Source organism: Streptomyces sp. RFCAC02 (assembly GCF_004193175.1).
Lineage (GTDB): Bacteria > Actinomycetota > Actinomycetes > Streptomycetales > Streptomycetaceae > Streptomyces.
In genome coordinates this window covers 5,281,410-5,305,284 of sequence record NZ_SAUH01000001.1, presented here as the reverse complement: position 1 = coordinate 5,305,284, position 23,875 = coordinate 5,281,410, and the positions used below count along the sequence as shown (strand labels likewise).

At 74.2% G+C, this 23,875-nt stretch carries 23 protein-coding genes; 10 read left to right on the top strand and 13 right to left on the bottom strand.

The genetic code is table 11. From position 1 onward, the window contains the following. Nucleotides 1-13: 13 nt before the first annotated feature. Nucleotides 14-226 carry a DUF397 domain-containing protein gene (locus EMA09_RS24535; protein WP_129843140.1) on the bottom strand — a complete coding sequence of 71 codons (213 nt, stop codon included), beginning with the start codon at nt 224-226 and terminating at the stop codon, nt 14-16. Nucleotide 227: 1 nt separating this feature from the next. Beyond that, complete coding sequence (locus EMA09_RS24530; protein WP_129843139.1) at nt 228-1,073, bottom strand: helix-turn-helix transcriptional regulator; 846 nt, start codon at nt 1,071-1,073, stop codon at nt 228-230. A 188-nt stretch (nt 1,074-1,261) separates the two neighbouring features. Between EMA09_RS24530 and EMA09_RS28510 the strand changes: the two genes are divergently transcribed. After that, complete coding sequence (locus EMA09_RS28510) at nt 1,262-1,414, top strand: hypothetical protein (RefSeq protein WP_168220798.1); 153 nt, start codon at nt 1,262-1,264, stop codon at nt 1,412-1,414. A gap of 70 nt (nt 1,415-1,484) precedes the next feature. Then, nucleotides 1,485-2,219, top strand: coding sequence for a radical SAM protein (locus EMA09_RS24525; RefSeq protein ID WP_129843138.1), 735 nt, complete (start codon nt 1,485-1,487; stop codon nt 2,217-2,219). Between the two features lie 14 nt (nt 2,220-2,233). On the opposite strand, the gene EMA09_RS24520 is transcribed toward EMA09_RS24525, so the two are convergent. Together EMA09_RS24520 and EMA09_RS24515 are read right to left on the bottom strand one after the other, a co-directional pair. Further along, the gene (locus EMA09_RS24520) at nt 2,234-2,617 is read right to left on the bottom strand and encodes a hypothetical protein (protein WP_129843137.1); all 384 of its coding nucleotides are present in this window, start codon (nt 2,615-2,617) and stop codon (nt 2,234-2,236) included. 80 nt (nt 2,618-2,697) lie between these two features. Then, complete coding sequence (locus tag EMA09_RS24515; RefSeq protein ID WP_129843136.1) at nt 2,698-3,441, bottom strand: SDR family oxidoreductase; 744 nt, start codon at nt 3,439-3,441, stop codon at nt 2,698-2,700. 185 nt (nt 3,442-3,626) lie between these two features. Between EMA09_RS24515 and EMA09_RS24510 the strand changes: the two genes are divergently transcribed. The 3 genes from EMA09_RS24510 to EMA09_RS24500 all read left to right on the top strand — a co-directional run bounded on the left by EMA09_RS24510 (nt 3,627) and on the right by EMA09_RS24500 (nt 7,292). Continuing rightward, a complete protein-coding gene (locus EMA09_RS24510; protein ID WP_129844234.1) occupies nt 3,627-4,526 on the top strand; it encodes a LysR family transcriptional regulator in 900 nt (299 codons plus the stop codon). 79 nt (nt 4,527-4,605) lie between these two features. After that, nucleotides 4,606-6,027 carry an NAD(P)/FAD-dependent oxidoreductase gene (locus EMA09_RS24505; protein ID WP_129843135.1) on the top strand — a complete coding sequence of 474 codons (1,422 nt, stop codon included), beginning with the start codon at nt 4,606-4,608 and terminating at the stop codon, nt 6,025-6,027. Between the two features lie 104 nt (nt 6,028-6,131). Next, nucleotides 6,132-7,292 carry a glycerate kinase gene (locus tag EMA09_RS24500; protein ID WP_129843134.1) on the top strand — a complete coding sequence of 387 codons (1,161 nt, stop codon included), beginning with the start codon at nt 6,132-6,134 and terminating at the stop codon, nt 7,290-7,292. A 10-nt stretch (nt 7,293-7,302) separates the two neighbouring features. Here the strand turns inward: EMA09_RS24500 and EMA09_RS24495 are convergent, their stop codons facing one another. The 5 genes from EMA09_RS24495 to EMA09_RS24475 form a co-directional block, all read right to left on the bottom strand. Next, complete coding sequence (locus tag EMA09_RS24495) at nt 7,303-11,790, bottom strand: putative adhesin (RefSeq protein ID WP_346655854.1); 4,488 nt, start codon at nt 11,788-11,790, stop codon at nt 7,303-7,305. Nucleotides 11,791-12,060: 270 nt separating this feature from the next. Further along, nucleotides 12,061-12,426 (bottom strand): hypothetical protein, encoded by a 366-nt coding sequence (locus tag EMA09_RS24490; RefSeq protein WP_129843132.1) that lies wholly within the window; start codon nt 12,424-12,426, stop codon nt 12,061-12,063. A gap of 16 nt (nt 12,427-12,442) precedes the next feature. Beyond that, nucleotides 12,443-12,694: a tetratricopeptide repeat protein gene (locus tag EMA09_RS24485; protein ID WP_129843131.1), complete on the bottom strand. Its 252-nt coding sequence runs from the start codon at nt 12,692-12,694 to the stop codon at nt 12,443-12,445. 159 nt (nt 12,695-12,853) lie between these two features. After that, on the bottom strand, nt 12,854-13,414 hold the full coding sequence (locus EMA09_RS24480; RefSeq protein ID WP_129843130.1) for a hypothetical protein: 561 nt from the start codon (nt 13,412-13,414) through the stop codon (nt 12,854-12,856). Continuing rightward, complete coding sequence (locus EMA09_RS24475) at nt 13,411-14,559, bottom strand: ROK family glucokinase (RefSeq protein WP_129843129.1); 1,149 nt, start codon at nt 14,557-14,559, stop codon at nt 13,411-13,413. The genes EMA09_RS24480 and EMA09_RS24475 overlap by 4 nt, the downstream gene beginning before the upstream one ends. Nucleotides 14,560-14,797: 238 nt before the next feature. Here EMA09_RS24475 and EMA09_RS24470 point away from each other — a divergent pair, with 238 nt between their 5' ends. Together EMA09_RS24470 and EMA09_RS24465 are read left to right on the top strand one after the other, a co-directional pair. Further along, on the top strand, nt 14,798-15,787 hold the full coding sequence (locus EMA09_RS24470) for a LacI family DNA-binding transcriptional regulator (RefSeq protein ID WP_240796546.1): 990 nt from the start codon (nt 14,798-14,800) through the stop codon (nt 15,785-15,787). Between the two features lie 426 nt (nt 15,788-16,213). After that, nucleotides 16,214-17,368: an amidase gene (locus EMA09_RS24465; RefSeq protein WP_129843127.1), complete on the top strand. Its 1,155-nt coding sequence runs from the start codon at nt 16,214-16,216 to the stop codon at nt 17,366-17,368. 16 nt (nt 17,369-17,384) lie between these two features. Here EMA09_RS24465 and EMA09_RS24460 read toward each other — a convergent pair whose 3' ends face one another. Both EMA09_RS24460 and EMA09_RS24455 read right to left on the bottom strand, forming a co-directional pair. Next, the gene (locus tag EMA09_RS24460; protein ID WP_129843126.1) at nt 17,385-18,575 is read right to left on the bottom strand and encodes a cytochrome P450; all 1,191 of its coding nucleotides are present in this window, start codon (nt 18,573-18,575) and stop codon (nt 17,385-17,387) included. Between the two features lie 146 nt (nt 18,576-18,721). Continuing rightward, on the bottom strand, nt 18,722-19,132 hold the full coding sequence (locus EMA09_RS24455) for a ribonuclease domain-containing protein (protein ID WP_129844233.1): 411 nt from the start codon (nt 19,130-19,132) through the stop codon (nt 18,722-18,724). A gap of 378 nt (nt 19,133-19,510) precedes the next feature. On the opposite strand from EMA09_RS24455, the gene EMA09_RS24450 reads away from it, so the two are divergent. The 3 genes from EMA09_RS24450 to aceB are packed head-to-tail and all read left to right on the top strand — an operon-like array spanning nt 19,511 to nt 22,619. Beyond that, the gene (locus EMA09_RS24450; RefSeq protein WP_129843125.1) at nt 19,511-20,302 is read left to right on the top strand and encodes an IclR family transcriptional regulator; all 792 of its coding nucleotides are present in this window, start codon (nt 19,511-19,513) and stop codon (nt 20,300-20,302) included. A gap of 51 nt (nt 20,303-20,353) precedes the next feature. Beyond that, the gene (locus EMA09_RS24445; RefSeq protein ID WP_129843124.1) at nt 20,354-20,974 is read left to right on the top strand and encodes an NTP transferase domain-containing protein; all 621 of its coding nucleotides are present in this window, start codon (nt 20,354-20,356) and stop codon (nt 20,972-20,974) included. Between the two features lie 49 nt (nt 20,975-21,023). Then, nucleotides 21,024-22,619, top strand: coding sequence for a malate synthase A (aceB, locus tag EMA09_RS24440; RefSeq protein ID WP_129843123.1), 1,596 nt, complete (start codon nt 21,024-21,026; stop codon nt 22,617-22,619). Here the strand turns inward: aceB and EMA09_RS29130 are convergent. After that, the gene (locus EMA09_RS29130; RefSeq protein WP_240796719.1) at nt 22,598-23,128 is read right to left on the bottom strand and encodes a DUF6204 family protein; all 531 of its coding nucleotides are present in this window, start codon (nt 23,126-23,128) and stop codon (nt 22,598-22,600) included. The two genes, aceB and EMA09_RS29130, sit on opposite strands and share 22 nt — an antisense overlap. After that, nucleotides 23,125-23,790, bottom strand: coding sequence for a TetR/AcrR family transcriptional regulator (locus tag EMA09_RS24430; protein ID WP_129843121.1), 666 nt, complete (start codon nt 23,788-23,790; stop codon nt 23,125-23,127). The genes EMA09_RS29130 and EMA09_RS24430 overlap by 4 nt, the downstream gene beginning before the upstream one ends. Nucleotides 23,791-23,875: the final 85 nt, after the last annotated feature.

Genomic DNA, 23,875 nt, shown 5'->3' with positions numbered 1-23,875 from the left:
CCGGCGGCGTCGGTCAGCGCGTGAGATCTCCGCGCTGCGCGGCGGCGACGAAGCTCGCCCACGCCGGGGCTTCGAAGGTCAGCACACCCCGAGCCCGGTCCTTCGTGTCCCGCACACCCTGACGCCCACCGCCGAGCCGACCCCGCTCGATGCAACCGCTGCCGTTGTTGCTGTACGTGCTCGTATGCCAAACGGCGCCCTTGGAGTCACGGGCGGTGGGAGTCATGTCATCGTTCCTTGTCGAGCAAATCGCGGACGTACTTCACCGAATCAGCCGGGGACAGAGCGGAGGCGGTCAGCTCGTCCCACGCCTGGCCGTAGCGTGACACGTCCGGCTGCTGTTCCAACAGCGTAGCTCCGCTCAGGTGCTCCAACCACACGACCGACGCCTTCGGTTCACCTCGCAGTGAGAACACAGTGAACGGTGGAAGTTCGTCAATCGGCAGTGATGCGGCCAGCGGGAGGACCTGGACCGTCACGTTAGGACGCGCTGCCATGTCGCACAGATGCCTAAGCTGATCTCTCGCCGTGGCATCGCCCCCTGGAATCCGGTGCAGCGCTGGCACATCGATCACTGCGCGCAGGATGAGGGATCGGTTATCCAGTAGGACCTTCCGTTTCATCCTGGTGTCCACGAGAGCGTCCGCACTGGCGGGTGAAACGGGCGCGATGATCTGCCGCGCGTACGCCTCCGTCTGCAGGAGACCTGGCACGACCATGGTCTCGTAGGTACGGACCAGTTCGGAGTCCGTCTCGAGCGTCAGGTAATCCTTCAGCTCGTCGTGCAGCAGCGGGCCGGCCTTGGTCCACCAGTCCACTCGGTGGATCTCCCGTGCCAGTTTCTTGAGGCTGAGCCGCAGTGTCTCGTCCTCGACGCCGTACAGCTTGAGCAGCGTCGTCAGATCGAGTTGCCTTATGCCGCGTTTCCCGGTCTCGATCTGCGAGATCTTCGGGTGGCCGCATTCGAGTGCGATCGCGGCGTCCTGAACCTTCAGCCCCGCCTCCAGCCGGAGACGGCGCAGTTCGCCGCCCAGCCGCCGGCTGCGCATGGTGGGCATGTCCGCTTGAGCCATGTGCGTCATGATGCCGCTCCGCCAACACCCGTCACAACGGCGGCATATGCCAAACGTCAACCTGCGACACCGATCGCCTAGGCACACTTGCCTAAGCGACCCGTCACGCCCCACTATCGGCACATGACGCGCAGCGCCGCAGGCACTACGCGACGTGGCCATCAGTGCTGCACAGAAGGCAGGTGCCCATGACCGTCACCGACGGACCGCAGTCCGAGCCGGAACTCCCCACCGATCCGCCCCCGGAGGCCGAATCGTCGGCCCTCGCGAAACTTTTCGAGGAGTGGGAGCGGCTCGACGCGGAGATCCGCGCCCACCTCGGGGACCGGTACGACCTGTGACACCCCCGCGTTCCCACCCCGTCGGCCCCGGCAGGTCCGGGGCCGCCCCCGCCCCCCGGAGACGAGCGTCATGACCCCCGGCATCCCCCGCGTCGAACTCCTGCTGACGGGCCGTCCGTGCTTCGCCTCCGGCCGTGACGCCCGTTCCGGTCTCATGACGCTCGCCGACTGGACGGCCGCCGTGGACGACATGACGGTGCTCGGCATCCCCGAAGTCCGGTTCGGCGGCGACGATCCAGCCCACTCCCCCGACCTGGTCCCGCTCCTCCGGCACGCCCTCCGTCTCGGCCTCACCGCCGAGGTCCACACCGTCCGCGCCAACGTGCCGCCCCACCTCTGGCACTGGCTGGCGATCGACGGCGCGCGTCTCTCCCTCACCTACTACAGCGACGACCCGGCCGAGCACGACGGCATCACCCGCGAACCCGGCAGCCACGGACGCGCCTTGGCCACCATCGTCAGAGCGCTCGACCTCGGCGTCCCGCTCCGCGTCACCCTGGTCAGGACGTCGGAGGAGCAGCGGATCGCCGGGGCCGTCGCCGAACTCACCGCGCTCGGCGTCACCGACCTGCGCGTCGAGCGGCCCCGGCGGGCGAGCCGCGCCGCCGTCCAGCGGCTCTGCTCACGCTGCTACTACGACCACGCCACCATCGACCCGAACGGCGACCTCCACGGCTGCGCGCTGAGCCGCCCGTTCCCCACCGGCAACGTGCGGTTCGAACGGCTCGCCGCCACCGTGGGGAACTACCGCCCGGCCGGGGACTCCGCCCGCACGACGGATCGGACCAACCGTGCCGCTCGGTGAACGGCCCGGACCCGCTACCGCTCGCCGCCGAAGGCACGGCGCAGCACGCCTGGCTTCTTGCCGGGCGGCGCGGCGGGTGGGGTCTCCCTGGTGTGGACGAGAAGCCCGACCGTGACCCGGAAGTGCTCCGTCAGTGTGGAAGGACGGCCCAGGTGCTCATTCCACGTCTCGTGCGTCACCTCCACCAGCCAGCTCGACTCGGAGGTCTGGAAGACGGCCCGTCCGCTCTCCTCAAGATCCCAGAGCACGGGGTGAGTCCTGCAGATCTCCTCCGCGCGGGACAGCGCCGCCTCCCGGTTGCCCTCGACACGGTGCTTCTCCGCCAGCACCCATTCCGACTCGGTGCCCCAGCCGCCGTCCGCCTCGACGAGCACGTACCACTGCGCATCCGTCTTCATGGCTCCCCCTGAGCGCGCCCGTACCGTCCACCGCGGTCTCCCGGCCGTCGCGGCGAGCATAACCGGCCGCGCGGTGCGCGTCAGAGCTGGGAGCCGCCGCCGTCCACGGGGAGTTCGGCGCCGGTCGTGAAGGTGGCGTCGAAGGCCAGGAACGCGACCGCCCGCGCGATCTCGTCCGTCCCGCCCAGGCGCCGCATGGGGTTCTCCGCGGCCATGCCCGCCTTCGTCTCGGCCGCGGCCTCGGCCGGCATCGACTTCTCCAGGATCCCGGAGTCGATCGGGCCGGGACTGACCGCGTTGACACGGATGCCGCGCGGCAGCAGTTCACGGGCCATGCCGCGGGTCATCGAGCGCAGGGCCGCCTTGCTGGCCGCGTACGCGCTGAGCGCCGGGAGCCCCAGGACGTTGGCGACGGACGTGGTGAGCACCACGCCGCTGCCCTCGGCGAGCAGCGGGGCGAGCTTCTGCACCGTGAAGTACGCGCCCTTGGTGTTGATGGCGAGGAGCTGGTCGAACATCTCCTCGGTCGTGGCCTCGAACGGCGCGAAGCCGTTGACACCCGCGTTGACGAACAGGGCGTCGACCGTCCCGAACTCCGTCTTCACCCGGTCGGCCAGCGCCTCGATGTCGGCCAGCGAACCGGCATCGCTGCGCACCGCCACCGCGCGGTCACCGAGCCGCCCGCGCGCGGCATCCAGCGCCTCCTGGTCACGTCCGGTGACCAGGACGCGTGCGCCACCGTCGGCGAACAACTGGGCGGTGGTGAGACCGAAACCGCTGCTCCCGCCCGTGATCACTATGTTCTTGCCCTCGTAGGCACTCATGTCGGAACCCTCTCCGTCCCTCGGGAACGACCGCCGGTGCGGCCCGGCGGGTCACCGTGCGTGGCGACATCTCCGAGTCAACTCCAGTACGGAAAAGGTGTCCAAGACCTGTTTCGCACCCCGCCATACCGTTCGCGCATGACGGTTACGCTGGAGTCGTGTCCGTCTCCGCCCCGCACCCCCCGATGGCCGACGCGGCCGTGGACCTCGACCTGCGGCTGGTCCGGTACTTCACGGTCGTCGCCGAACACCTCAACTTCGGCCGCGCCGCCGCCGCGCTGCACCTCGCCCAGCCGTCCCTGAGCCGCCAGATCCAGCGCCTGGAGGACGTGCTCGGCGTGCGCCTCCTCGACCGGACGCCCCAGGGCAGCCGCCTCACGCCGGCCGGCGCGGCGTTCCTCCCGCAGGCGCAGGCACTCCTCGGCACCGCCCGTCAGGCCGCGCTCGCCGCCCGCGCCGCCGCGCCGTCCCGCGCCATCACCGTCGGGTACGTCGAGGACCTGGTGGTCAGCCCCGCCGTGCGGGACCTGCGCCGCCGTCACCCCGGAGCCCACGTCCGCACCCGCCACCTCGACTGGGACGAGGCCGGCGCCCTGCCCGACCGCCGGGTCGACGTCCTCCTCATCCGCACGCCGCTCCCCATCCCGGACGACGGGCTGGAGACGACCGTCCTGTACGACGAGCCCAGGGTGCTCCTCGTACCGGCCGACCACCCCCTGGCGGGCCGGGAGTCGGTCACGCCGGGCGACTTCGGTGACGCTCCCCTCGTGGCCTGCGCCGGGATGGCCGCCGTGTGGAACGGGTTCTGGCGGCTCGAACCCCGGCCGGACGGCGGCCGTGCCCCGCTCGGCCCCCTGCTCGTGGACACGTTCGAGGACAAACTGGAGGTCGTCGCCGACGGACGGGCGATCGCCGTCGTGCCCGCGGGCGACCGGCGCCTGACGCTCCGGGACGACCTCACGACCGTGCCGATCGAGGGGATCGAGCCCTGCCAGGTCGTCGTCGCCACCCGCGCCGGTGACCGGAACCCGCTCGTCGCCGACTTCCTGCGCTCCGCGCGGGAGACTCTCGCACCGGGCGCCTGACGCGGCGTCCGCCCGTCACCTCGCGGGCGTATCCTCGGTGGTCCTTGTTCGCGGTGAGGGGAGCGTTGGGGTGCCGTCCATGCGTGACGCGGTGGTGGTGGGAGCCGGCCCGAACGGGCTGACCGCGGCTGTCGAACTGGCCCGCCGCGGCATGTCCGTCGAGGTCTTCGAGGCCATGGAGACGGTCGGCGGCGGCGCGCGCACCGAGGAGCTGACGCTGCCCGGCTTCCGGCACGACCCGTGCTCCGCCGCGCACCCGATGGGCGCCGGGTCGCCCGCGTTCGCGGCGATGCCGCTGGAGCGGTACGGGCTGACCTGGCTGCACGGCGAGCTGGCGATGGCGCAGCCGATGGACGACGGCACGGCCGTGGTGCTGGCGCGGTCGGCCGCCGAGACCGCCGCGTCGCTCGGGCCGCGCGACGCGGGCACGTACCGGCGGCTCGTCGCGCCGTTCGAGGGCCGGTGGGACACCCTCGCCGGGGACTTCCTCAAGGTGCCGTGGGACGGCGTGCCGCGCGACCCGCTGACGCTGGCGCGCCTCGGGCTCGTCGGCGTCCAGCCGGTGGCCGGGCTGATGCGGCGGTTCAGGGACGACCGGGCGCGCGCGCTGTTCGCCGGTCTCGGCGGGCACGCCATCGCGCCGGTGGGGACCCCGATGACGGCCGGCATGGCGCTGGTGTTCGCGCTGGCGGCGCACGCGCGCGGGTGGCCGGTGGCCCGCGGCGGGTCGCAGTCCATCTCGGACGCGCTCGCCGCCTACCTCGCCGACCTCGGCGGGACGGTGCACACGGGGTTCGAGGTGCGGCGTCTCGACGAGCTGCCGCCCGCGCGCGCGTACGTCTTCGACACCTCGCCGACGGCGCTGGCGCGGATCGCGGGCCTGGGCGGCGCGTACGCCGGGTACCGGTACGGCGCCTCCGTCTTCAAGATCGACTACGCGCTCGACGGCCCCGTGCCCTGGACGGCGCCCGAGGCGCGGCGCGCCACGACGGTGCACGTGGGCGCGTCGAGCCGGGAGATCGCGGTCGCCCTCAAGGCCGCCGCCACGACCGACCGTGCCCCGGTGCGGCCGTTCCTGATCACGACGCAGCCGACGCTGGTCGATCCGGGGCGCGCGCCGGAGGGCAAGCACGTGTTCTGGGTCTACGGGCACGTGCCGAACGGCTGGGAGGGCGACCTCACGGACGCGGTGGAACGGCAATTGGAGCGGTTCGCGCCCGGCTTCCGTGACCTCGTGCTGGCGCGCGCGGTGGCCGGCCCGGCGGACCTGGCCCGGCGGAACGCGAACTACGTCGGCGGCGACATCGCGACCGGCGCGTTCCGGGGGCTGCAGACGATGTTCCGGCCCCGCGTCGCGTTCAACCCGTACGCGACGCCGCACCCGGCCGTCTTCATCTGCTCGTCGGCGGCCTGGCCGGGCCCCGGCGTGCACGGCATGTCCGGGCACAACGCGGCGAAGGCCGTGTGGCGGCGCCTCGGCCTGAGCACCCGCCGGGGCTGAGCCCCGGCCCGTCCTGCCGCCCGCCGTGGGTCGCCGGATAAGGTCGCCACCGGCGCGCGGCCTCCCGGCGGCGGCCACCCGGAACGACCACCACAGGGGCGACGATGACGGACAGGCTGACGGACGGGGCGACCGCTGCCCCGCGGGTACTGATCGCGGCCGACAAGTTCAAGGGCTCGCTGACGGCGGCCGAGGTCGCCGAGCACACGGCCGCCGGCATCCTGGCGGCGCGGCCCGGCGCCCGGATCACCGCCCTCCCCGTCGCGGACGGCGGCGACGGCACGGTGGACGCGGCGGTCGCGGCCGGTTTCGAGCCGCACGAGGCCGAGGTCACCGACCCGCTGGGTGCCCCCGTCCGCGCGGTGTTCGCGCTGCGCGGCGACGTGGCGGTCGTGGAGATGGCGCAGGCGTCGGGCCTCGTGCTGCTGCCGCCCGGCACGTTCGCCCCGCTCACGGCGACGACGTTCGGCACCGGCGAGCTGATCACGGCGGCCCTGGACGCCGGTGCCCGCACCATCGTGCTCGGTGTCGGCGGCTCGGCGACGACCGACGGCGGCGCCGGCATGCTGACCGCGCTCGGCGCGCGGTTCCTCGACGCCGACGGCGACCCGCTCCCGCACGGCGGCGGCGCCCTGCGGGACCTGGCCACCGCCGACCTGTCCGGCCTCGACGCGCGGCTGAAGGACACCGCCGTCGTCCTCGCCAGCGACGTGGACAACCCGCTGACCGGCCCCACGGGCGCGGCCGCCGTCTACGGCCCGCAGAAGGGCGCCGGGGCGGACGACGTGGCCGCCCTCGACGCGGCGCTCGGCACCCTCGCGCGCATCCTGGAGCGCACGGAGGGGGCGCGCGCCGCCGACCTCGCGCGGGCGCCGGGCGCGGGCGCCGCCGGGGGCATCGGGTACGGGGCGCTGGTGGGTCTCGGTGCCGCCTTCCGGCCGGGCATCGAGGTGCTGCTCGACGTGCTGGGCTTCGAGGCGGCGCTCGCCGGCGCCGACCTGGTCGTCACCGGCGAGGGGTCCCTCGACACGCAGACGCTGCACGGGAAGGCCCCGGCCGGCGTCGCGGCGGCGGCGCGGGCGGCCGGGAAGCCGGTCGTGGCGGTGTGCGGGCGGCTCGCGATCGACGGGGACGCGCTGCGCGGCACAGGCATCGCGGCAGCGTACCCGCTGACCGCGCTGGAACCGGACCCCGAGCGCTGCATGGCCGAGGCGGGGCCGCTGCTGGAACGCGCCGCGCGGCGCCTCGCCGAGGAACAGCTGTAGGCGCCGCGGGTCATTCGTCGGCCACGGTGCGGCAGGCCGCCCAGTGGACGCGGCCCATGTTGGGCTGGAGCAGTTCGCTGAGACGGGTCGGTTCGGTGACGGTGCGGGCGTCGCCCATGACGAACAGGCCGCGCGGCGGTTCGAGGACGTAGTCGGGCATCATCTGCCCGGCCCGGTAGGTGTCGCTCGGCGTGGCCGAGCCGAGCTCTATGTCGTTGCCGAGTTCGGTGGAGATGCCCTCGCCGTGGTCGCAGTACACGGCGATGTCGGTGCCTTCGGGAACCTCGAACGTCAGGTCGTCGTGACGGCCGATCCCGCCGTGGCCGCTGAACACGGTCTCACCGTCCGAACGCCCAGGGAGCGGGCCGAAGTGATCGGCGGACTGGAAGTCGCCGGAGAAGGCGTCGAAGTACTCCGGGTCGAGACCCAGCGGGTCTGCGGCCGTGTGCGGGTGCGCGACGTACGCGACGGGGCTCGGCGCCGGGGCCAGGCCGAGCGGGTCGGGGCTCGTGTAGCGGCCGGTGGCCGGGTCGTAGTGACGGTGCAGGTTGTAGTGCCAGCCCGTCTCCGGGTCGGCGTACTGGCCGGGAAACCGCAGCGGCGTGTCGGCCGTGGCGCCGGGCGCGGGGCGGGCCGTGCCCCACAGCGTGGGGCGTGACTGCCAGACGACGGCGCCGGACTCGTCCACCAGCTCGGTGGGCGTCCCGACCAGGTCGGTGACGATGGCGAGGAACCGCACGTCGGTGTCGTCGGCGGTGGCGGTGGCCGCGCCGCGGGAGCGGGTCTCCGTCTGGGCCACGGGGGTCCGTCCCGCGCACGCCCAGGTGACCGTCGTGGCACCGCCGTCCGCCGTCGTCGTCTGCTCCAGCAGGACCGTGCCCGACCAGGTGAAGTCCGTGCGTTCCACGACGGTCGCGCCGTCCGGCGCGAGACGTTCCTTCGCGACGCGGCGGCCGAACGGGTCGTGGCGGTAGCGCCAGCGCGCCCCGTCCGGCGTCGTCACGGCGGTCAGCCGGTCGGCGGCGTCCCACTCGTACTCCCACGTGTCCAAGCCGCCGGAGAGACGTTTCACCTGCCGCCGGACGGTCCGCCCGGCCGCGTCGTACGTGTACCGCGTCCGGCCGGCACGGGTGACGCGGGTGCCGGAGTGCGCGCGGTCTCCGTCCGTGTCGGGGTGGGCCGTGCCGTGGGCCGAGGTGAGGTTGCCGTCCGCGTCGTAGGCGTACCGCTCGCTCCACCCGTCGGCGTGGACGTCGGTGACGCGGTGCCGCTCGTCGAGGGCGAAGCCGGTCGTCCCGTCCGCCCCGCCCAGGGCGACCGGGTGGTGCGCGGCGTTGCGCCGCCAGCCGCGCCGCAGCGTGACGCGGCCCCGGGTGGTCAGCGCGAGGCCCGCCGTACGGCCGGTCGCGTCGAGTTCCCTGGCCAGCGCCACATCCTGCCCGAGGAGGCGGCGCACCTCCCGCCCGGCGGCGTCCCGTTCGAAGGTGATGGCGCATCCGCCGCTGGTCAGGGAGGCGCGGCGGCCGGCCGCGTCGTAGGTGTGCGTGATGCGGTGCCCGGTCGGCGTGGTGGTGCTGAGCCGCCTGCCCAGGGCGTCGTACGTGTGGGTGACGGTCCGCCCGTCGCACGTCTCGCTCAGCACGCGGCCCGCGGCGTCGTAGATGAGGGTCACCTCGGCGTCGGCGCCGGTCGCGCGGACGATGCGGCCCCCGGCGTCGCGCGTGAACTCGGTGCGCACGCCGTCCGTCTCGACGGCGGACACGGCGTCGCGCTCGTCGTGGCGGAACGTCGTCGTGCGGCCGAGGGCGTCCGTGCGGCCGACGAGACGGCCGGCGGCGTCGTGCGCGTAGGTCACGGTGCGGCCGTCGAAGTCCGTCTCGGAGAGCAGGCGGCCGTCGGCGTCCCGGACGTACTCCCAGGTGAGGCCGGCGGCGTTCGTCACCCGTGTGAGACGCAGCTCGCCGTCCCGCTCGAACGTGTACCGCGAGCCGTCCGCCCGCGTCTGCGTGGCGGGCAGGCCGAACGGGCCGTAGGTGAACGTCGTCGTCCGCCCGGCCTCGTCGGTGCGGGTGAGCCGATTGCCCTCGGCGTCGTACGTGAAGCGGCGCGCTCCGCCCTGCCCGTCGGTGCGGACGAGCGGCAGACCGTCGGGGGTGCGCTCGACGCCGACCGGGCCGCCGGCCGGTCCGGTCGCGGCGACGGGCCGGCCGTACGCGTCGAACGTCGTGACCGTCGTGCCGCCGAGCGGGTCGGTGACCTCGGCGGGCAGGCCCGCGGCGTCGGTGCGGACGCGGGTCGTGTTGCCGAGCGGGGACGTGGTGGTGAGGAGGTGGCCCCGGTCGTCGTAGGTGTGGCGGGTCGTCGCGCCGGCCGGGTCGGTGACGGCGACGAGGTTCCCCCGCTCGTCGAACTCCCGCAGGACGCGCGACCCGTCGCGGGCGACGGCCTCCGTCCACCGGCCGTGCGTGTCACGCGTGAAGCGGGTCGTGCCGCCGTCGGGGTGCAGTTCGGCGGTCACGTCGCCGTTGTCGTCACGCTCGTACGTCGTGGTGCGGCCGAGGGGGTCGGTGACCGTGAGGAGGCGGTCGTAGCGGTCCCACGTGCGATGCGTGGTGTGGCCGAGCGCGGTGGTCTCGGACAGCAGTTGGCGGGCGTCGTTGAACCGGTAGACGGTGCTGTGGCCGAGCGCGTCCGTGTACGTGGTGGTGCTGCCGTCGTCCGTGTAGGCGATGCGTGACGCCAGTGCGCCGCCCGTGCCGTCGGTGGCGACGCAGCGGCCCCGGCGGTCGAACGTGTAGCGGAACCAGCGGCCTTCGCGGTCGGTCCACCCGGTGACGCGCCGCCGGTCGTCGTACACGTACGTGAGGGGGCGGTCGTCGGCGTCGTGGACAGCGGCGAGGTTGCCGCGCCCGTCGTAGGCGAAGCGCCGGATCAGGGGGTGCTCGGGGTGGCTCAGCAGCCGCAGTTCGGTCACGCGGCCGGCGTCGGTGGTGACACCGATGTGCCGGTCCGCGTCGTCGCGGACGGCGGACGGGGCGCCGGCCTCGTCGTACTCGACGCTCACGCGGTTGCCGTTGCGGTCCGTCATCGCGGTGAGGGGGAGGTCGGCTCCGGGGCGGCCCGGCACGGGGGCGAAGTGGAGCGTGTGCCCGGCGCCGCGCAGGGCGACGGTGATCGTGCCGCCGGGAACCCCGTCCCAGGTCAGCGGCGCGCGCGGCCCTTCGACGGGCAGGACCGGCTCCCCCGCGACGGGGCGGGGGTAGGAGAGGATCATGCCGTCGTCGGTGTGGAGGCGCAGGCCGTCCGGTTCGAGGACGAGGCGCTGGTCGAGCGTCGAGGTCCAGGACGGGCCGAACCACGTACCGCCGCGCAGGCCGCTGCGGTGGTGGCGGGCCAGGACGAGGGGGAGGACGCCCGCGAGTGACACGTCCGTGGCGGAGATGACGACCTCGCCGGTGGCCATGTCGATGGGGTCACCGCGGGTCGCGAGGCTCCGGGTGGAACGTGCCCGGGTCCTGACGGTGCGGCCGAGGCCGAGGGCGCCCTGGCGGAGGCCGCGCATGCCGGTGCGGGCGGCGGCGAGGCCGCCCTTGAGGCCGCGGGCGAGGCCGCCGAGGGTGGTGAGGCCCTTCATGCCGGGGATGCAGTCGAGTGCGGCGAACGCGACGTCGAGGAGACCGGCTTCTCCTCGGGCGTATTTGATCAATGTGTCGGCGAGGACGACGAGGGCTGCGGCGAGCACCACCCAGGCCAACGGCCCGCCGATGATCATGACGACGATGCCGAGGACCGCGACGACGGCTTTGCAGACATCGACGATCGTGTCCCAGTTCTCCGTCACCCAGTGGATCGCGTCTTCCCACCACTTGCGGTTCTGGATACCGGCGTCGGACGCCTCGTCGATGTCACGAGCGGCCTCGCGGGCAGCGTCCTCCCGCATCTCCCGCGCCTGCTCCGCCAACTGCCGGGCGGCATCGAGACGGCCCTGCGCATCGTCCACCCGCCCCTGAGCCGACTCCTGCGCCTGCTGCGCCGCCTGCCGATCACGCGTCGCAGCACGCACCTCCGCATCGTCCGGCGGCTCCGCACCCTCCCCCTCACGCTCCAGACGATCCGCCTCATCCCCCGCACGCGACACCCAATCCTGCGCATCCCCCAAAGCGCTCTGCGCCGCCGTCAGGTCAGCCTGCGCCGCGATCGCACGCTCCAGCGCCCGATCCGCATCCCCCTGCGCCGTCTCCAACTTCGGCCAATACGTCTGCAACGCCTGCGCGCACAAGTCGTACGAGTCCTGCAGCTTCGTCAGATTCTCCGGAACACCGTCGAACTCGTCCCGGAACGCATCAGCCGACAACCCCGACCAGTCCTGCACCGCACGATCCCCGGCAAGCCCCCGGATCTTCCCCAGCGCCTCACCGACACCGTCGGCAAACGTCTGCAAATCATCCGCAAGCGTCCGGACCTCGTCCGGATCCCCCGGAGTCGGATCGGAATCCATACCGACCGGACTCCAGTCCGCAGCACGTCCCACGGTGTCCCCCTCGGCCGATACGCAAGATCGGACCGGAAAGTACCGCACAAACGAACGACCGCGACGCCCGCCCCCTCCGAACTCCGCTCCGTACGACAACGGTCACAGCAGCGAAGCCTCCACTTCGGCGTCGGGGACCCGAGTCAGGACGCACGTCGCCCCCACGCCCGGGGAGGGCACGGGGGCGACGACGTCACGGCGACAAGACGGAACGGACGGGCACGGCGCGCGGCAGGCTCACACCGCGGCGGCCCGCTCGACGGCATCGAAGATGTCCGCGTCCGTCTCCCGCTGCCACTCGGGAAGAGCGTCCCAATCCGCGACGTAACCCGGCTTCGGTGCATCGAAGTGCCGGTGGATCTGGGCGATCCAGCACAGCGCGACGAACCGCCCCCGCTGCTCCCGCGTCAACTTGGCCGCGCTTCCACCGCTCACGGCGACGAAGTCACACACCTGCCCTTCCACGGCCGCGGCAGCCTCCCGCTCCCACTCCGGCGTCTCCTCCCACGGCGCGACATAGCCGGCCTTGGGCTCACCCGGGAAGTGTCTCCGCACCCCCGCGATCCACGCCTCACGGAACACACGCCCGGTACCAAGGGTCATTTCGTCCTCCCGGAGATCATTCGACTGCCGACATATCGGCGATTTCTGCATTCAGCGCGGCAACGCGGCTGTCCGACAGCAACGGGCCGAGAGTCCCGGCGAAAGCGGCGATCTTGCGGGCGAGGTAGCCGGACCGCGTCGCACGAGCCAGTTCCATCGCCTCGCGCACGTGGCCGATGACCTGATCGGCATCGTCACGCTGGACACCGCAGGAAGCGAGATCGATCAACACTCCGCCCTTGCGTCGCGACGACAGGGGCTTCGCCATCGCCGTCGTCAGCGCCTCCTCGGCATGCGCCGGGCGTCCGAGTGCTACGTAACAACTGCCCCGCTCCTCCGCCAGCCTGGAGCCGTCGAAGCCTGTCTCCCGCCGATGCCACCTCCGTCGAAGGACGGCTGATCCCCGTCGCGGTCCGGCCGTCCTCGGTCAGAGGTGGGCCGTCGAGGTCACGTAGACGCGGGGGCGTTCCTCGCTCGTCGTGTCCACCGTGACGGCGACCTCCGGTTCCGCGTCGGACTGCTGCACCGTGGCGCTCGTGTACGTGCGGTCGGGTTCGTCGAAGGACCAGCCCACGATGTCCGCGTCGGCGTCGCTCACGCTCACCCGGCCCTCGCGCAGATCGGAGGGGTCGATGCCGAGTTCGTGCAGGAAGCCGCTCAACTGGCCCGGGGAGCAGCGGAACTCGACGTACAGCTTGCTGACGTCCCACGAGTTCGTCTCGTAGTAGCCGACGTACGCCGAGCCGGCGGGGATCGGGACGTCGTAGATGCGGCGCTGCACCTTGCTCGGCCACTCGTAGATCAGCGCCTGCGCCGACGCCGTGCGGGCCTTGTCCTCGCCGCTGTCGCGGCTCTGGTAGGCGGACAGCGCGAGGTAGCCGGCGGGGATCGCGATCAGGAGCGCGACGACGACGAGGGCCAGCCAGCGGTGGCGCGGGCGGTGCGGGGGGCGCTGGGGCGCAGCCGGTGCCGTGGAGTGCGTGGTCATCGGCCGGCCGTCCTGCTCCTCGACGGCAGCCACAGGTCGAACGTCGCGCGGTGCACGCGGCCGGCGCGGCGGCGGTTCGCGCGGCGGAAGCGGCGGGCGACCAGACGCGCCAGGTCGGCCGCGCCGACCATGCCGGCGTCGGTCCCGAGTTCGGCGCGGACGATGGTGGCCTCCGGCCGGTAGCCGCGGCCGGTGAGCTGGCGGCGGAACGCGTCGCGCGCCGGGCCGATCAGGAGGTCGTCCGCGTCGCTGACGCCGCCGCCGATGACGAACCTGGCCGGGTCGAGGGCGGCGGCGAGGTTCGCGATGCCGACGCCGAGCCAGCGGCCGACGTCCTCGAGCAGCTCGACGCACATGGCGTCGCCTTCGCGGGCCAGTTCGCTGATGAGGGGGCCGGTGATGTCCCCGACACGGCCGCCGACGCGATCCAGGATGTGGTGGGCGACGGGCGACTCGGCCGCCGCGAGCTCCCTGGCCTCGCGGACCAGCGCGTTGCCCGAGCTGTACTGCTCCCAGCAGCCGCGGTTGCCGCAGGGGCAGCGGTGCCCGCCGGGGACGACCTGCATGTGGCCGAACTCGCCGGCCACCCCGTACGCGCCGCGCTTGACCCGGCCGCCCTCCAGTATGGCGCCGCCGATGCCGGTGCCGAGGGTGATCATGACGAGGTGGTCGGCGCCCCGGCCCGCGCCGAAGCGCCACTCGCCCCACACGGCGGTGTTCGCGTCGTTGTCGACCATGATGGGGACGGCGAGGCGGGCGGCGAGCGCGTCACGCAGCGGCTCGTTGCGCCAGGCGAGGTGCGGCGCGAACAGGACGGTGGACCGGTCGGTGTCCACCCAGCCGGCGGCGCCGATGCCGACGGCGTGCACGTCGTGCCGGTCGGAGAGGTCGAGGACGAGTTCGGCGATGGTGTCCTCGACGACCTTGGGGCTCTTGGACTTGTCGGGCGTCTCGGCGCGCACGCGCTCCAGGACGACGCCGTCCGGGTCCACGACGCCGGCCATCACCTTGGTGCCGCCGATGTCGATGCCGACGGTCGGCACGCGGGGCGCCGACAGGTGTGAGCGTCGCTCGCGGGCGGCGGCGGCGCTGCGGACCGTCGCACGGGCCGTCCGGCGGTTCACTCGCTCACGGTAGGTACTCATCGGGTCGATTCTGCCCTACGCGCCCCCGGGCCGGACGGGCGCCCGGCGGCCGGGGCGGGGCGTCATGGCGCCGCGGCACGTTCTGTCCGATCATGCGACGGATCACTCCGCGGGGTCGGGACGGGTCGGGTCCCGGCGCGCCGCGGACCGGAGGCCGGAGGTTCCGCCCGTGAAAAGCACCACGTGTCCCGTTCGCCCCCCGGACGCCGCCGGCTCCCCCCGCGCGTCACGTCCCGCCGTGCACGAGATCGCGCGCCGCGCCGGCGTGACGCGGGCGGTCGTCTCGCTCGTCCTGCACGGGCGGCCGGGCGTGCCGGACGCGGTACGGCGGCGGGTGCTCGCCGTCGCCGACGAGCTGGGGCGGCCGCCGGCCGGGCCTGCCTGGGCGTTCGGCCTGGTGATCGGCCGGCCGGCGCACACGCTGGGCCTCGAACCGTTCTTCATGCGGCTGATGGCCGGCATCCAGGGCGAACTGGCCGCCGACACGACGCCCCTGCTGCTGACGGTCGCGGCGGACGTGGAGGCGGAGATCGCGGTGTACCGCGACTGGTGGGCGCGGCGCGCGGTGGACGGCGTGTTCGTCGTGGACCTCCGGGTGGACGACGCGCGGGTGCCGGTGCTGGAGGACCTCGGGCTGCCGGCGGTCGTCGTCGGCGCGCCGCTGGGGGCCGGGTCGCTGCCCGCGGTGTGGAGCGACGAGGCGGCGGGCGTGGCGTCCGTGGCCGCGCACCTGGCGGAGCTGGGGCACCGGCGGATCGCGCGGGTGACGGGACCGGCGCGGCTGCGGCACACGGAGATGCGGACGGCCGCGTTCCACCGGGCGGCGGCGCGGCTCGGGCTGCGGGTGCGGACGGTGGAGGCGGACTACACGACGGGCGGCGGCACGGCGGCGACGCGCGCGGCGCTCGCGGACGGCGGCGGGGACGGACGTCCGACCGCGGTGGTGTACGACAACGACGTGATGGCCGTGGCGGGGCTCGCGGCGGCGCGCGGGCTCGGGCTGCGGGTGCCGGCCGACGTGTCGCTGGTGGCGTGGGACGACTCGGCGCTGTGCCGGCTCGTGGACCCGGCGCTGACGGCGCTCAGCCGTGACGTGCACGCGTACGGGGCGCTCGCGGCGCGGCGCCTGCGGGAGGCCGTGGCGGACGGGGTGTCGGTGAGCGAGGTGCGGGAGGCGGCGGCGACCCTGACGGTACGGGCGTCGACGGCGGTGGCGCCCGTGCGGTGAGCGCGGCTAGGCGGCTCGCGGCGTCGGATGCGGTGCATCGCAAGGCGCCGGATCGCAGCTCATACCCGTCGTATTCGCGCGATACGGCAACGCAGCGAGGTGCCGTGGCCGGCGTCGCGAGACAGGCAAGATCCGCCGGACAGGCCCTAGGCCGGATGTGCGGCGGGCCGAACGGCATTCGACCGGGTGGGAGGCGGTCGGCGTGTCGCCGCGCCGCCTGGTGTGCCCCCTTGACGGTGGCGGCGTACGGCGGTTTGACTCGGTGCTGCCCCGTCAGCCGGGCTGTCCGCGCCGTGAGTTGGGGCGGCGGACGGGCGTCGGTGACGGGCGGGATGACGTTCAGCCGCGCTGGGGCACCCTCCCGGCCGCGGCGCGGCTGAACCCGGGGCGGGTGTGCCGTGGCGCGGCCCTCGGGGAGGCGGGCCGGTGCGGGACGGGATCTACGGGACGCTCGGCGCGCTGGACATCGCCGCCGGGGTGCGGGGCGGTGATTTCTCGGCCGCCGAGGTCACGGCGGCGGCGCTGCGGGCGGTCGCCGCGCGGGACGGGGAGCTGCGCGCGTTCGCCGAGGTGTGGCCGGAGCGTGCGGCGGCCGTGGCGCGCGCGGTGGACGAGGCGGTGCGGGAGGGCGCCCGGCCGCCGCTCGCGGGGGTGCCGATCGCCGTGAAGGCCGTCGAGGGGTGGACGTCGCCGCAGAGCGCGCGGCTCGTCGCGGCCGGCTGTGTCCCGGTGGGGGCGGGGTCGGTCCCGGATCCGGCCGCCGGCCGGGCGTACCGCACCTGGGGGACGACGCCGCGCGGCCGCACGCTGAACCCGTGGCTCCCCGGCGGCTCGTCGGCCGGCTCCGCGGTGGCCGTCGCCGCCGGCATGGTGCCGCTGGCCACCGGGAACGACGGCGCGGGGTCGGTCCGCATACCGGCTGCGTGGTGCGGCGTCATCGGCCTGAAGCCGACGAACGGACGGCTCCCGGCACGCGACCGGGCGGGGCTCAACGTGGGCGGTCCCCTCGTGCGCGATCCGGCCGACGCCGCCGCGTGGCTGCGCGCCGTCGGCGGTCACGGTCCGCGGGCCGCTCCCCGGTCGGCGGCCGGTGCCCGGGTGACGTGGTCGGCGACGCTCGGGTTCGCCGCGACCGACCGGGCGGTGGCCCGTGTCGCGGCGGGCGCGCTGCGGCGCCTGTGCGGGGCCGCCGGGCTGGTGCGGGTGGACGTGCCGGTGCGGCTGTCGGACCCGGAGGCGGCGTGGTTCGCGCTGCGCTCCCCCGGCGGCGGCGGTGACCGGACGCTGAACGACGGGCGGCTCGCCGCCGTGTTCGGCGCCGCGGATCTCGTCGCCACCCCGACGACGCCGTTCCCGCCGCACGGGCACGAGGGGCCGGGCGAGCGCCTGCACACGGCGCTGACCTGGGCGTTCAATCTGAGCGGGCATCCCGCGATCAGCCTCCCGGCCGGTTTCACCGGGGCCGGGGAGCCGGTGGGCCTCCAGCTCGTGGCGCGGCACGGCGACGAGGCGCTGCTGCTGGCCGCGGCACGGCACCACGCCGCGGGGGCGGACCGGGGACTGCTGCCGGCGGACGCGTGACTCCCCGGGGCGCGGTCTACGGACGCCAGCGCACCGGTACGTGGGACGGGCCGTGGAACAGCAGGCCGGTGCGCCAGCCGCCCGGCGTGCCGTCGAGTGCGAGACCGGGAGCGCGCTCCAGCAGGGAACCGACGGCGATCCGGCCCTCCAGCCGGGCCAGGGGCGCGCCGACGCAGTAGTGGATGCCGTGCCCGAACGCCAGGTGGCCGCCGGTGTCGCGGCGGATGTCGAACCGGTCGGCCGCCGGGAAGCGCGCCGGGTCGCGGTCGCCGTCGGCGATGACGGGCAGGACGACGTCGCCCGCGCCGATGACCGTGCCCGCCAGCTCCATCGGCGCGGTCGCGTAGCGCGGGGTGGCCGTCGGGACGGGGGCGTCGTACCGCAGCATCTCCTCGATCGCGTTCGGCAGCAGCGACCGGTCGGCGCGCAGGGCCGCCGCCTGGTCGGGGTGGCGCAGGAGGGCGAGGACGCCGTTGCTGAGGAGGTGGACGGTCGTGTCGTGGCCGGCGACGAGGAGGAGCCAGGCCATGCCGAGGAGTTCGGGGGGCGAGAGGCGGTCGCCGTCCTCGTCGCGGGTCTGGATGAGGGCGCTGAGGAGGTCGTCGCCGGGCCGGCCGCGCTTGGCGGCGACCAGCTCCGTCATGTAGGCGCCCATCCGCGCCGCCGTCTCACGCTTCTCCTCGGGCGTGGCGAGGCCGAAGAGCGCGACCGTCCAGTCGCGGAACGCCTCGCGCTCCAGGAACGGGACGCCGAGCAGCTCGCAGATGACGGTGATGGGCAGCGGGAACGCGAGCGCGTCCACGAGGTCGGCCCTGCCGTCCGGGGCGGCGAGCATCGCGTCGAGCAGCCCGTCCGTGATCTCCTGCACGCGCGGCTCCATCGCGGCGACGCGGCGCGAGGTGAACTCCCGCTGGGCGAGCCGCCGCAGCCGCGTGTGGTCGGGCGGGTCCGTGATGAGCATGTGGGGGAACGGGGAGGTCTCCTGGATCTGCGCCTCGGGGCCTTCGGGGACGCGTTTGCTGAGGCGCGGGTCGGCGAGGGCGGCGCGGGCCGCCTCGTGGCCGACGACGAGCCAGCAGGGGTAGCCGTGCGGACTGATGACGCGGTGCACCGGCCCGCGCGCCCGCAGCGCCGCGTAGACGGGGTACGGGTCGCGGACGAACCCGTCGCCCAGCGCGCCCAGATCCAGTACGGCTTCGGTCGTCATCGTGCCTCCCCGGGGGCCATGGACCGGGCCATGCTAGGGCGGGCCGCCGTAGGACGGTCAACAGCCGCTTTCCGGCCACATCGGACGCAGGGAGGGGCGCCGGGGCCGTGTGGGCGGCCCCGGCGCCCGGGGGACGGGACGAGTGGTCAGCAGGTGTGGTCCACGAGGTCGAAGGAGTCGTAGTGGTCGGCCGTGTAGTAGTCCTCCTCGGGGGCCTCGCCCGTGACGATCCGGCGCTCGCCCCGGTCGTCGCTGCCTGGCGTGTCCACCGTGTACTCGTGGTAGTAGCCGGTGGGCTGGGTGGGGAGGAGTCCCTCGTGGTTGTGGAAGATCCCGCCGTCCTGGGGGTAGGGGAACGGGCCACCCTCCTCGATGAGGTAGAGGGTGTCGTGCGCCTCGGCCGGGAGGTCGGTGAGGCAGATGTCGCCGTAGGAGGCATACGGGGCGTACGCGGCGGTGGCGGGCGCGGGGGTGGCCGTGGCCTGGCCGCCGAGGAGCAGGGACGCGAGCAGGGCGCCGAAGGCGCCGGACCGTACGGTCCGCAACCGGGAAGTCATGCCCATGCCATCAGGATGACGCGCGTAGCGCCCGGCACGTCAACGGCGTTCGCCGGACATGTCCGATGAGTTCACACATACCGGGGGTGGCGCACCGTATCGCCGCATACGCCACCCGTGCGGTGCGGGGCGGGTGCGGTCGCGTGCCGCCGGGCCCTCGACCGGCGGACGTTCCCGGACCCGTCCCGCCGGGCGCGCCCGCGGCGCGCCCGTTCCGCATCGCGGGACCCTAACATACGCCCTGGTACGGCCGGGCGTTCACGCGTCCTTCGGCTCCGCGTGACGCCGTGTCAGCCGGCGGGACATCCACCGGGACCGGCGGCCGGCGGGGGCGGGTAGGCTGCGGCACGTCCGCTACTACCGAATGAGGGACGCGACGTGCCCCCGTCCGACGTGCGCAAGTCCTCCGCCAGCGGCGGGGTCCAATCACTCGAACGCGCCCTGGTCCTGCTGGAGCACATGGCCGACGCGGGCGGCGAGACGGGCCTCAGCGAACTCGCCGCGAGCAGCGGCCTGCCGCTGCCGACGATCCACCGCCTGATGCGCACCCTCGTCGCCACCGGGTACGTCCGCCAGCACACCAACCGCCGCTACGCCCTCGGCCCGCGCCTGATCCGGCTCGGCGAGAGCGCCGCCCGGCCCCTTTCCACCTGGGCGCGGCCGCACCTGGCCCGCCTCGTCGAGGGCACCGGCGAGACGGCGAACATGGCGCTGCTCGACGGCGACGACGTCGTGTACGTGGCGCAGGTCCCGACGCTGCGGCACTCGATGCGGATGTTCACCGAGGTGGGGCGGCGCGTCCTGCCGCACTCCACGGGGGTGGGCAAGGCGCTGCTCGCCGGGCTGCCCGACGCGGAGGTGCGGGCGCTGCTGGCCCGCACCGGCATGCCGGCGGCGACCGAGCGGACGATAACGTCGCCCGACCTCTTCCTCGCCGCCCTGCGCGAGGTCCGCGAGCGCGGCTACGCGCTGGACGACAGCGAGCAGGAGGTCGGCGTGCGGTGCATCGCCGTGTCCGTGCCGGACTCCCCCACCGCCGCGGCGATCTCGGTGTCGGGGCCGGCCGGGCGGGTGACGGACGCGGCGGCCGAGACGATGGTGCCGCTGCTGCGCGAGGTGGCACGCGATCTCGCCGCGGCCCTGGACGGCCGCCCCGACCGGCGCATCTGACGCCGCGCGCGGCGGCGCCTGCGCCGCGCGGCCCGGTACTAGGGTGACCGCATGACCCCCTCGGGGAACGCCATCGCCGGTCTGCTGCTCGCCGCCGGCGGCGGGCGACGGCTCGGCGGGCGGCCCAAGGCGCTGCTGCGGCACGGGGGGCGTCTCCTCGTGGAACGGGCGGCCGCCGCCCTCGGCGCGGCGGGCTGCGATCCCGTGCACGTCGTCATCGGCGCCGGTGCCGGCGCGGTGCGCGCCCGGGCCGACCTGCGCGGCTGCCGTCTCGTCGAGCATCCCGGATGGGTCGCCGGCATGGGCTCGTCCCTGCGCGCGGGCCTCGCCTCGCTGCCGCCCGTGGCCGGGGCGCTCGTCGCCCTGGTGGACCAGCCCGGGGTGGGCGCGCCCGCGATGGCGCGGGTCCTCGCCGCCCACCGGGGCGAGGGGACACTCGCCGCGGCGGTGTACGGGGGGCGGCGCGGGCACCCGGTGCTCATCGGCGCGGCGCACTTCGCCGGCGTCGCGGCGGCCGCGCGGGGCGATCGCGGGGCGCGCGGGTACCTCGGGGAGCGGGACGCGGCGGTCGTACGCGTGGAGTGCGGTGACATCGGACAGCCGGACGACATCGACCTGCCCGGCGACCTCGACCGGTTCGGGATACCGGCCGACATCATTGAACTTCCATGATGGGGAAACTAACATCCATTCAGCGTCTGCCCGAAGGAGTGACCGACCCATGTCAGCCGTCACCGTCGAAGCATCGAGGAAGCCGCCCCGGCAGGACGACGTGCTCACCGAGGAGGCGCTGTCCTTCCTCGCCGAGCTGCACCGCCGGTTCACGCCCCGCCGTGACGAGCTGCTGGCGACACGGGCGCGGCGCAGGGAGGAGATCGCGCGCACCGGCAGGCTCGACTTCCTCCCGACCGTCCAGCTCAGGGACGCCGAGTGGCGTGTCGCCCCGGCACCGCCGGCGCTCCAGGACCGCCGCGTGGAGATCACCGGGCCGCCCGACCGGAAGATGACGGTCAACGCCCTCAACTCCGGCGCCCGCGTGTGGCTCGCCGACTTCGAGGACGCCTCCTCCCCCACCTGGGCGAACGTCATCGGCGGCCAGGCCAACCTGATCGACGCCCTCACCCGCCGCATCGACTTCACCGACGAGCGCGGCAAGCAGTACGCCCTGAAGCCGGACGAGGAGCTGGCCACCGTCGTCGTGCGGCCGCGCGGCTGGCACCTGGACGAGCGGCACCTCACGGTCGACGGCCGCGAGATCCCCGGCGCGCTCGTCGACTTCGGCCTGTTCGCCTTCCACAACGGCGCCCGCCTCGCCGCCGAGGGCCGCGGCCCGTACTTCTACCTGCCGAAGCTGGAGTCGCACCTGGAGGCCCGCCTGTGGAACGACGTGTTCGTCCACACGCAGGAGGCCCTCGGCATCGCGCACGGCACGATCCGCGCGACCGTGCTGATCGAGACGATCACCGCCGCGTTCGAGATGGACGAGATCCTCTACGAGTTGCGCGAGCACGCCGCCGGGCTGAACGCGGGCCGCTGGGACTACCTGTTCTCCATCATCAAGAACTTCCGCGACGGCGGCGAGCGGTTCGTACTGCCCGACCGCAACTCCGTCACGATGACGGCGCCGTTCATGCGCGCCTACACCGAACTCCTCGTCCGCACCTGCCACCGGCGCGGCGCGCACGCCATCGGCGGCATGGCGGCGTTCATCCCGTCGAAGGACCCCAAGGTGAACGCGGAGGCGTTCGCGAAGGTCAGGGCCGACAAGGACCGCGAGGCGCGCGACGGCTTCGACGGGTCGTGGGTCGCGCACCCGGGGCTCGTGCCGGTGGCGCGCGACGCGTTCGACGCGGTGCTCGGGGACCGGCCGCACCAGAAGGACCGGCTGCGCGAGGACGTGAACGTCACGGCGGCCGACCTGCTCGCCGTCGACTCCATCGACGCCGCCCCGACGTGCGACGGCCTGTGCAACGCCCTGCAGGTCGGCACGCGGTACCTCCAGGCGTGGCTGTCGGGGCGCGGCGCGGTCGGCGTCTTCGACCTCATGGAGGACGTGGCGACGGCCGAGATCTCCCGCTCGCAGATCTGGCAGTGGATCAGGGCGGGCGTCACCCTCGACAACGGGGAGCGCGTCACCCGCGAGTACGTCCGCCAGGTCGCGGCCGACCAGATGGTGCAGATGCGGGACGAGGTCGGCGAGGACGAGTTCGTCGGCGGCGGCTGGGAGCGGGCGTACGACCTGCTGCTGCGCATCGCGCTGGACGACGAGTACGTCGAGTTCCTCACGCTGCCGGCCTACCGCCTCCTCACGGACTGACCGGGACCCCGACGGTACGACGCGTTCGGGGGGCGCGTCCCCGTCAGGTCCGGCGGCGGCCCTTGCGGCGGATCCTCACGGCCCGCAGGTCCGTGACGGCCACCCGCAGCACCCGGTACGGCAGCCCGTGCGCGTCGAGGGCGCCCAGGGTCTGTCCGGCGGGTCTCGCCTGTCTCGCGACGCCGGCTACGGCACCTCGCTGCGTTGCCGCATCGCGCGAATACGACGGGTATGAGCTGCGATCCGGCGCCTTGCGATGCACCGCATCCGACGCCGCGAGCCCGCGCCAAGACCCGCCGGACAGACCCTGGGGCGCGCGCCGTCGCCTCGGGCTCGCCGTCCTCCGGCGCCCCGGCCGGCACCTGGCAGCGGAAGGTGAACGCCGTCGCGCTCGCGTCGCAGGTGAACGTGCCTGCCTCGGTGAACGCCGCGCGGAACGCGCCGTCCGTCGTGCGCAGCGCGGCCCGCCGCTCCTCGTCGAGCGCGTCGAACGCGCCCCTGATCGTCACGCGGAACACGGCGTCCCCTTCTCCCCGGCCGGCGCGGGGGCGTAGTCGAGCAGTGCTCCGCCGAGGGCCTCCTCGGCGCAGTCGAGCAGCCGCAGGACGGCGGCCGCGATCCCGTCCGGCGGCTCGCCCGCCGTGATGCGGCCGCCGATCTCCGCGAAGACCTGGGCGTGGAGGCAGCCGAGCTGCGCGGCGACGACACGGGGCATCGGGTCGTCGGGCGCGGCGCCGGTCTCCGCCGCGAGGGCGGTGGCCAGCTCCTCGGTCATGCGGCGGCCGAGGTGTTCGAGGCGGGCGGTGAGGGTGGGGGCGGCGCGCATCATCGCGAAGACGGGCGGGAAGCCCTCGGTGAGGCCGAGCGCCGGGTCGCGGCGGCGGACCTCCTCGCGCAGCCGGTCGAGGACGGCGCGCGCGGCGGACCGGCCGGGCGGGCGTTCCCGCACCATGTCGGCCAGCCGGCCGGACGCCGCCTCGTCGCGCGGCAGAACGAGGTCCTCCTTGGACTCGACGTAGTTGTACAGCGTGTTCACGGAGACGTCGGCCGCGTCGGCGACCTCCGCGATGGTCACGCGGTCGAAGCCGCGCTCCACGAAGAGGCGCACGGCCACCTCGGAGAGACGCCGGCGCGTCTGCCGCTTCTTGCGTTCGCGGAGTCCTTCCGTCATGCCCGGGAGTCTAACCGCATGGCAAACTCTCACTCCAATCGAAAAATGAAGTGCATTGCAGTTTCTCAGTGGACTGTGGTTCCAT

Coding starts and splice junctions, on each gene's coding strand:
- EMA09_RS24520 (WP_129843137.1), bottom strand. CDS start 2,617: ATGAAGACGGATGCGCAGTGGTACGTGCTCGTCGAGGCGGACGGCGGC.
- EMA09_RS24480 (WP_129843130.1), bottom strand. CDS start 13,414: ATGACCACGCACTCCACGGCACCGGCTGCGCCCCAGCGCCCCCCGCAC.
- EMA09_RS24445 (WP_129843124.1), top strand. CDS start 20,354: ATGACCCCCTCGGGGAACGCCATCGCCGGTCTGCTGCTCGCCGCCGGC.
- EMA09_RS24530 (WP_129843139.1), bottom strand. CDS start 1,073: ATGGCTCAAGCGGACATGCCCACCATGCGCAGCCGGCGGCTGGGCGGC.
- EMA09_RS24455 (WP_129844233.1), bottom strand. CDS start 19,132: ATGACTTCCCGGTTGCGGACCGTACGGTCCGGCGCCTTCGGCGCCCTG.
- EMA09_RS24535 (WP_129843140.1), bottom strand. CDS start 226: ATGACTCCCACCGCCCGTGACTCCAAGGGCGCCGTTTGGCATACGAGC.
- EMA09_RS24430 (WP_129843121.1), bottom strand. CDS start 23,790: ATGACGGAAGGACTCCGCGAACGCAAGAAGCGGCAGACGCGCCGGCGT.
- EMA09_RS24505 (WP_129843135.1), top strand. CDS start 4,606: ATGCGTGACGCGGTGGTGGTGGGAGCCGGCCCGAACGGGCTGACCGCG.
- EMA09_RS24490 (WP_129843132.1), bottom strand. CDS start 12,426: ATGACCCTTGGTACCGGGCGTGTGTTCCGTGAGGCGTGGATCGCGGGG.
- EMA09_RS24515 (WP_129843136.1), bottom strand. CDS start 3,441: ATGAGTGCCTACGAGGGCAAGAACATAGTGATCACGGGCGGGAGCAGC.
- EMA09_RS24495 (WP_346655854.1), bottom strand. CDS start 11,790: ATGGATTCCGATCCGACTCCGGGGGATCCGGACGAGGTCCGGACGCTT.
- EMA09_RS24510 (WP_129844234.1), top strand. CDS start 3,627: ATGGCCGACGCGGCCGTGGACCTCGACCTGCGGCTGGTCCGGTACTTC.
- EMA09_RS24500 (WP_129843134.1), top strand. CDS start 6,132: ATGACGGACAGGCTGACGGACGGGGCGACCGCTGCCCCGCGGGTACTG.
- EMA09_RS24525 (WP_129843138.1), top strand. CDS start 1,485: ATGACCCCCGGCATCCCCCGCGTCGAACTCCTGCTGACGGGCCGTCCG.
- EMA09_RS24475 (WP_129843129.1), bottom strand. CDS start 14,559: ATGAGTACCTACCGTGAGCGAGTGAACCGCCGGACGGCCCGTGCGACG.
- EMA09_RS28510 (WP_168220798.1), top strand. CDS start 1,262: ATGACCGTCACCGACGGACCGCAGTCCGAGCCGGAACTCCCCACCGAT.
- EMA09_RS24460 (WP_129843126.1), bottom strand. CDS start 18,575: ATGACGACCGAAGCCGTACTGGATCTGGGCGCGCTGGGCGACGGGTTC.
- aceB (WP_129843123.1), top strand. CDS start 21,024: ATGTCAGCCGTCACCGTCGAAGCATCGAGGAAGCCGCCCCGGCAGGAC.
- EMA09_RS24485 (WP_129843131.1), bottom strand. CDS start 12,694: ATGGCGAAGCCCCTGTCGTCGCGACGCAAGGGCGGAGTGTTGATCGAT.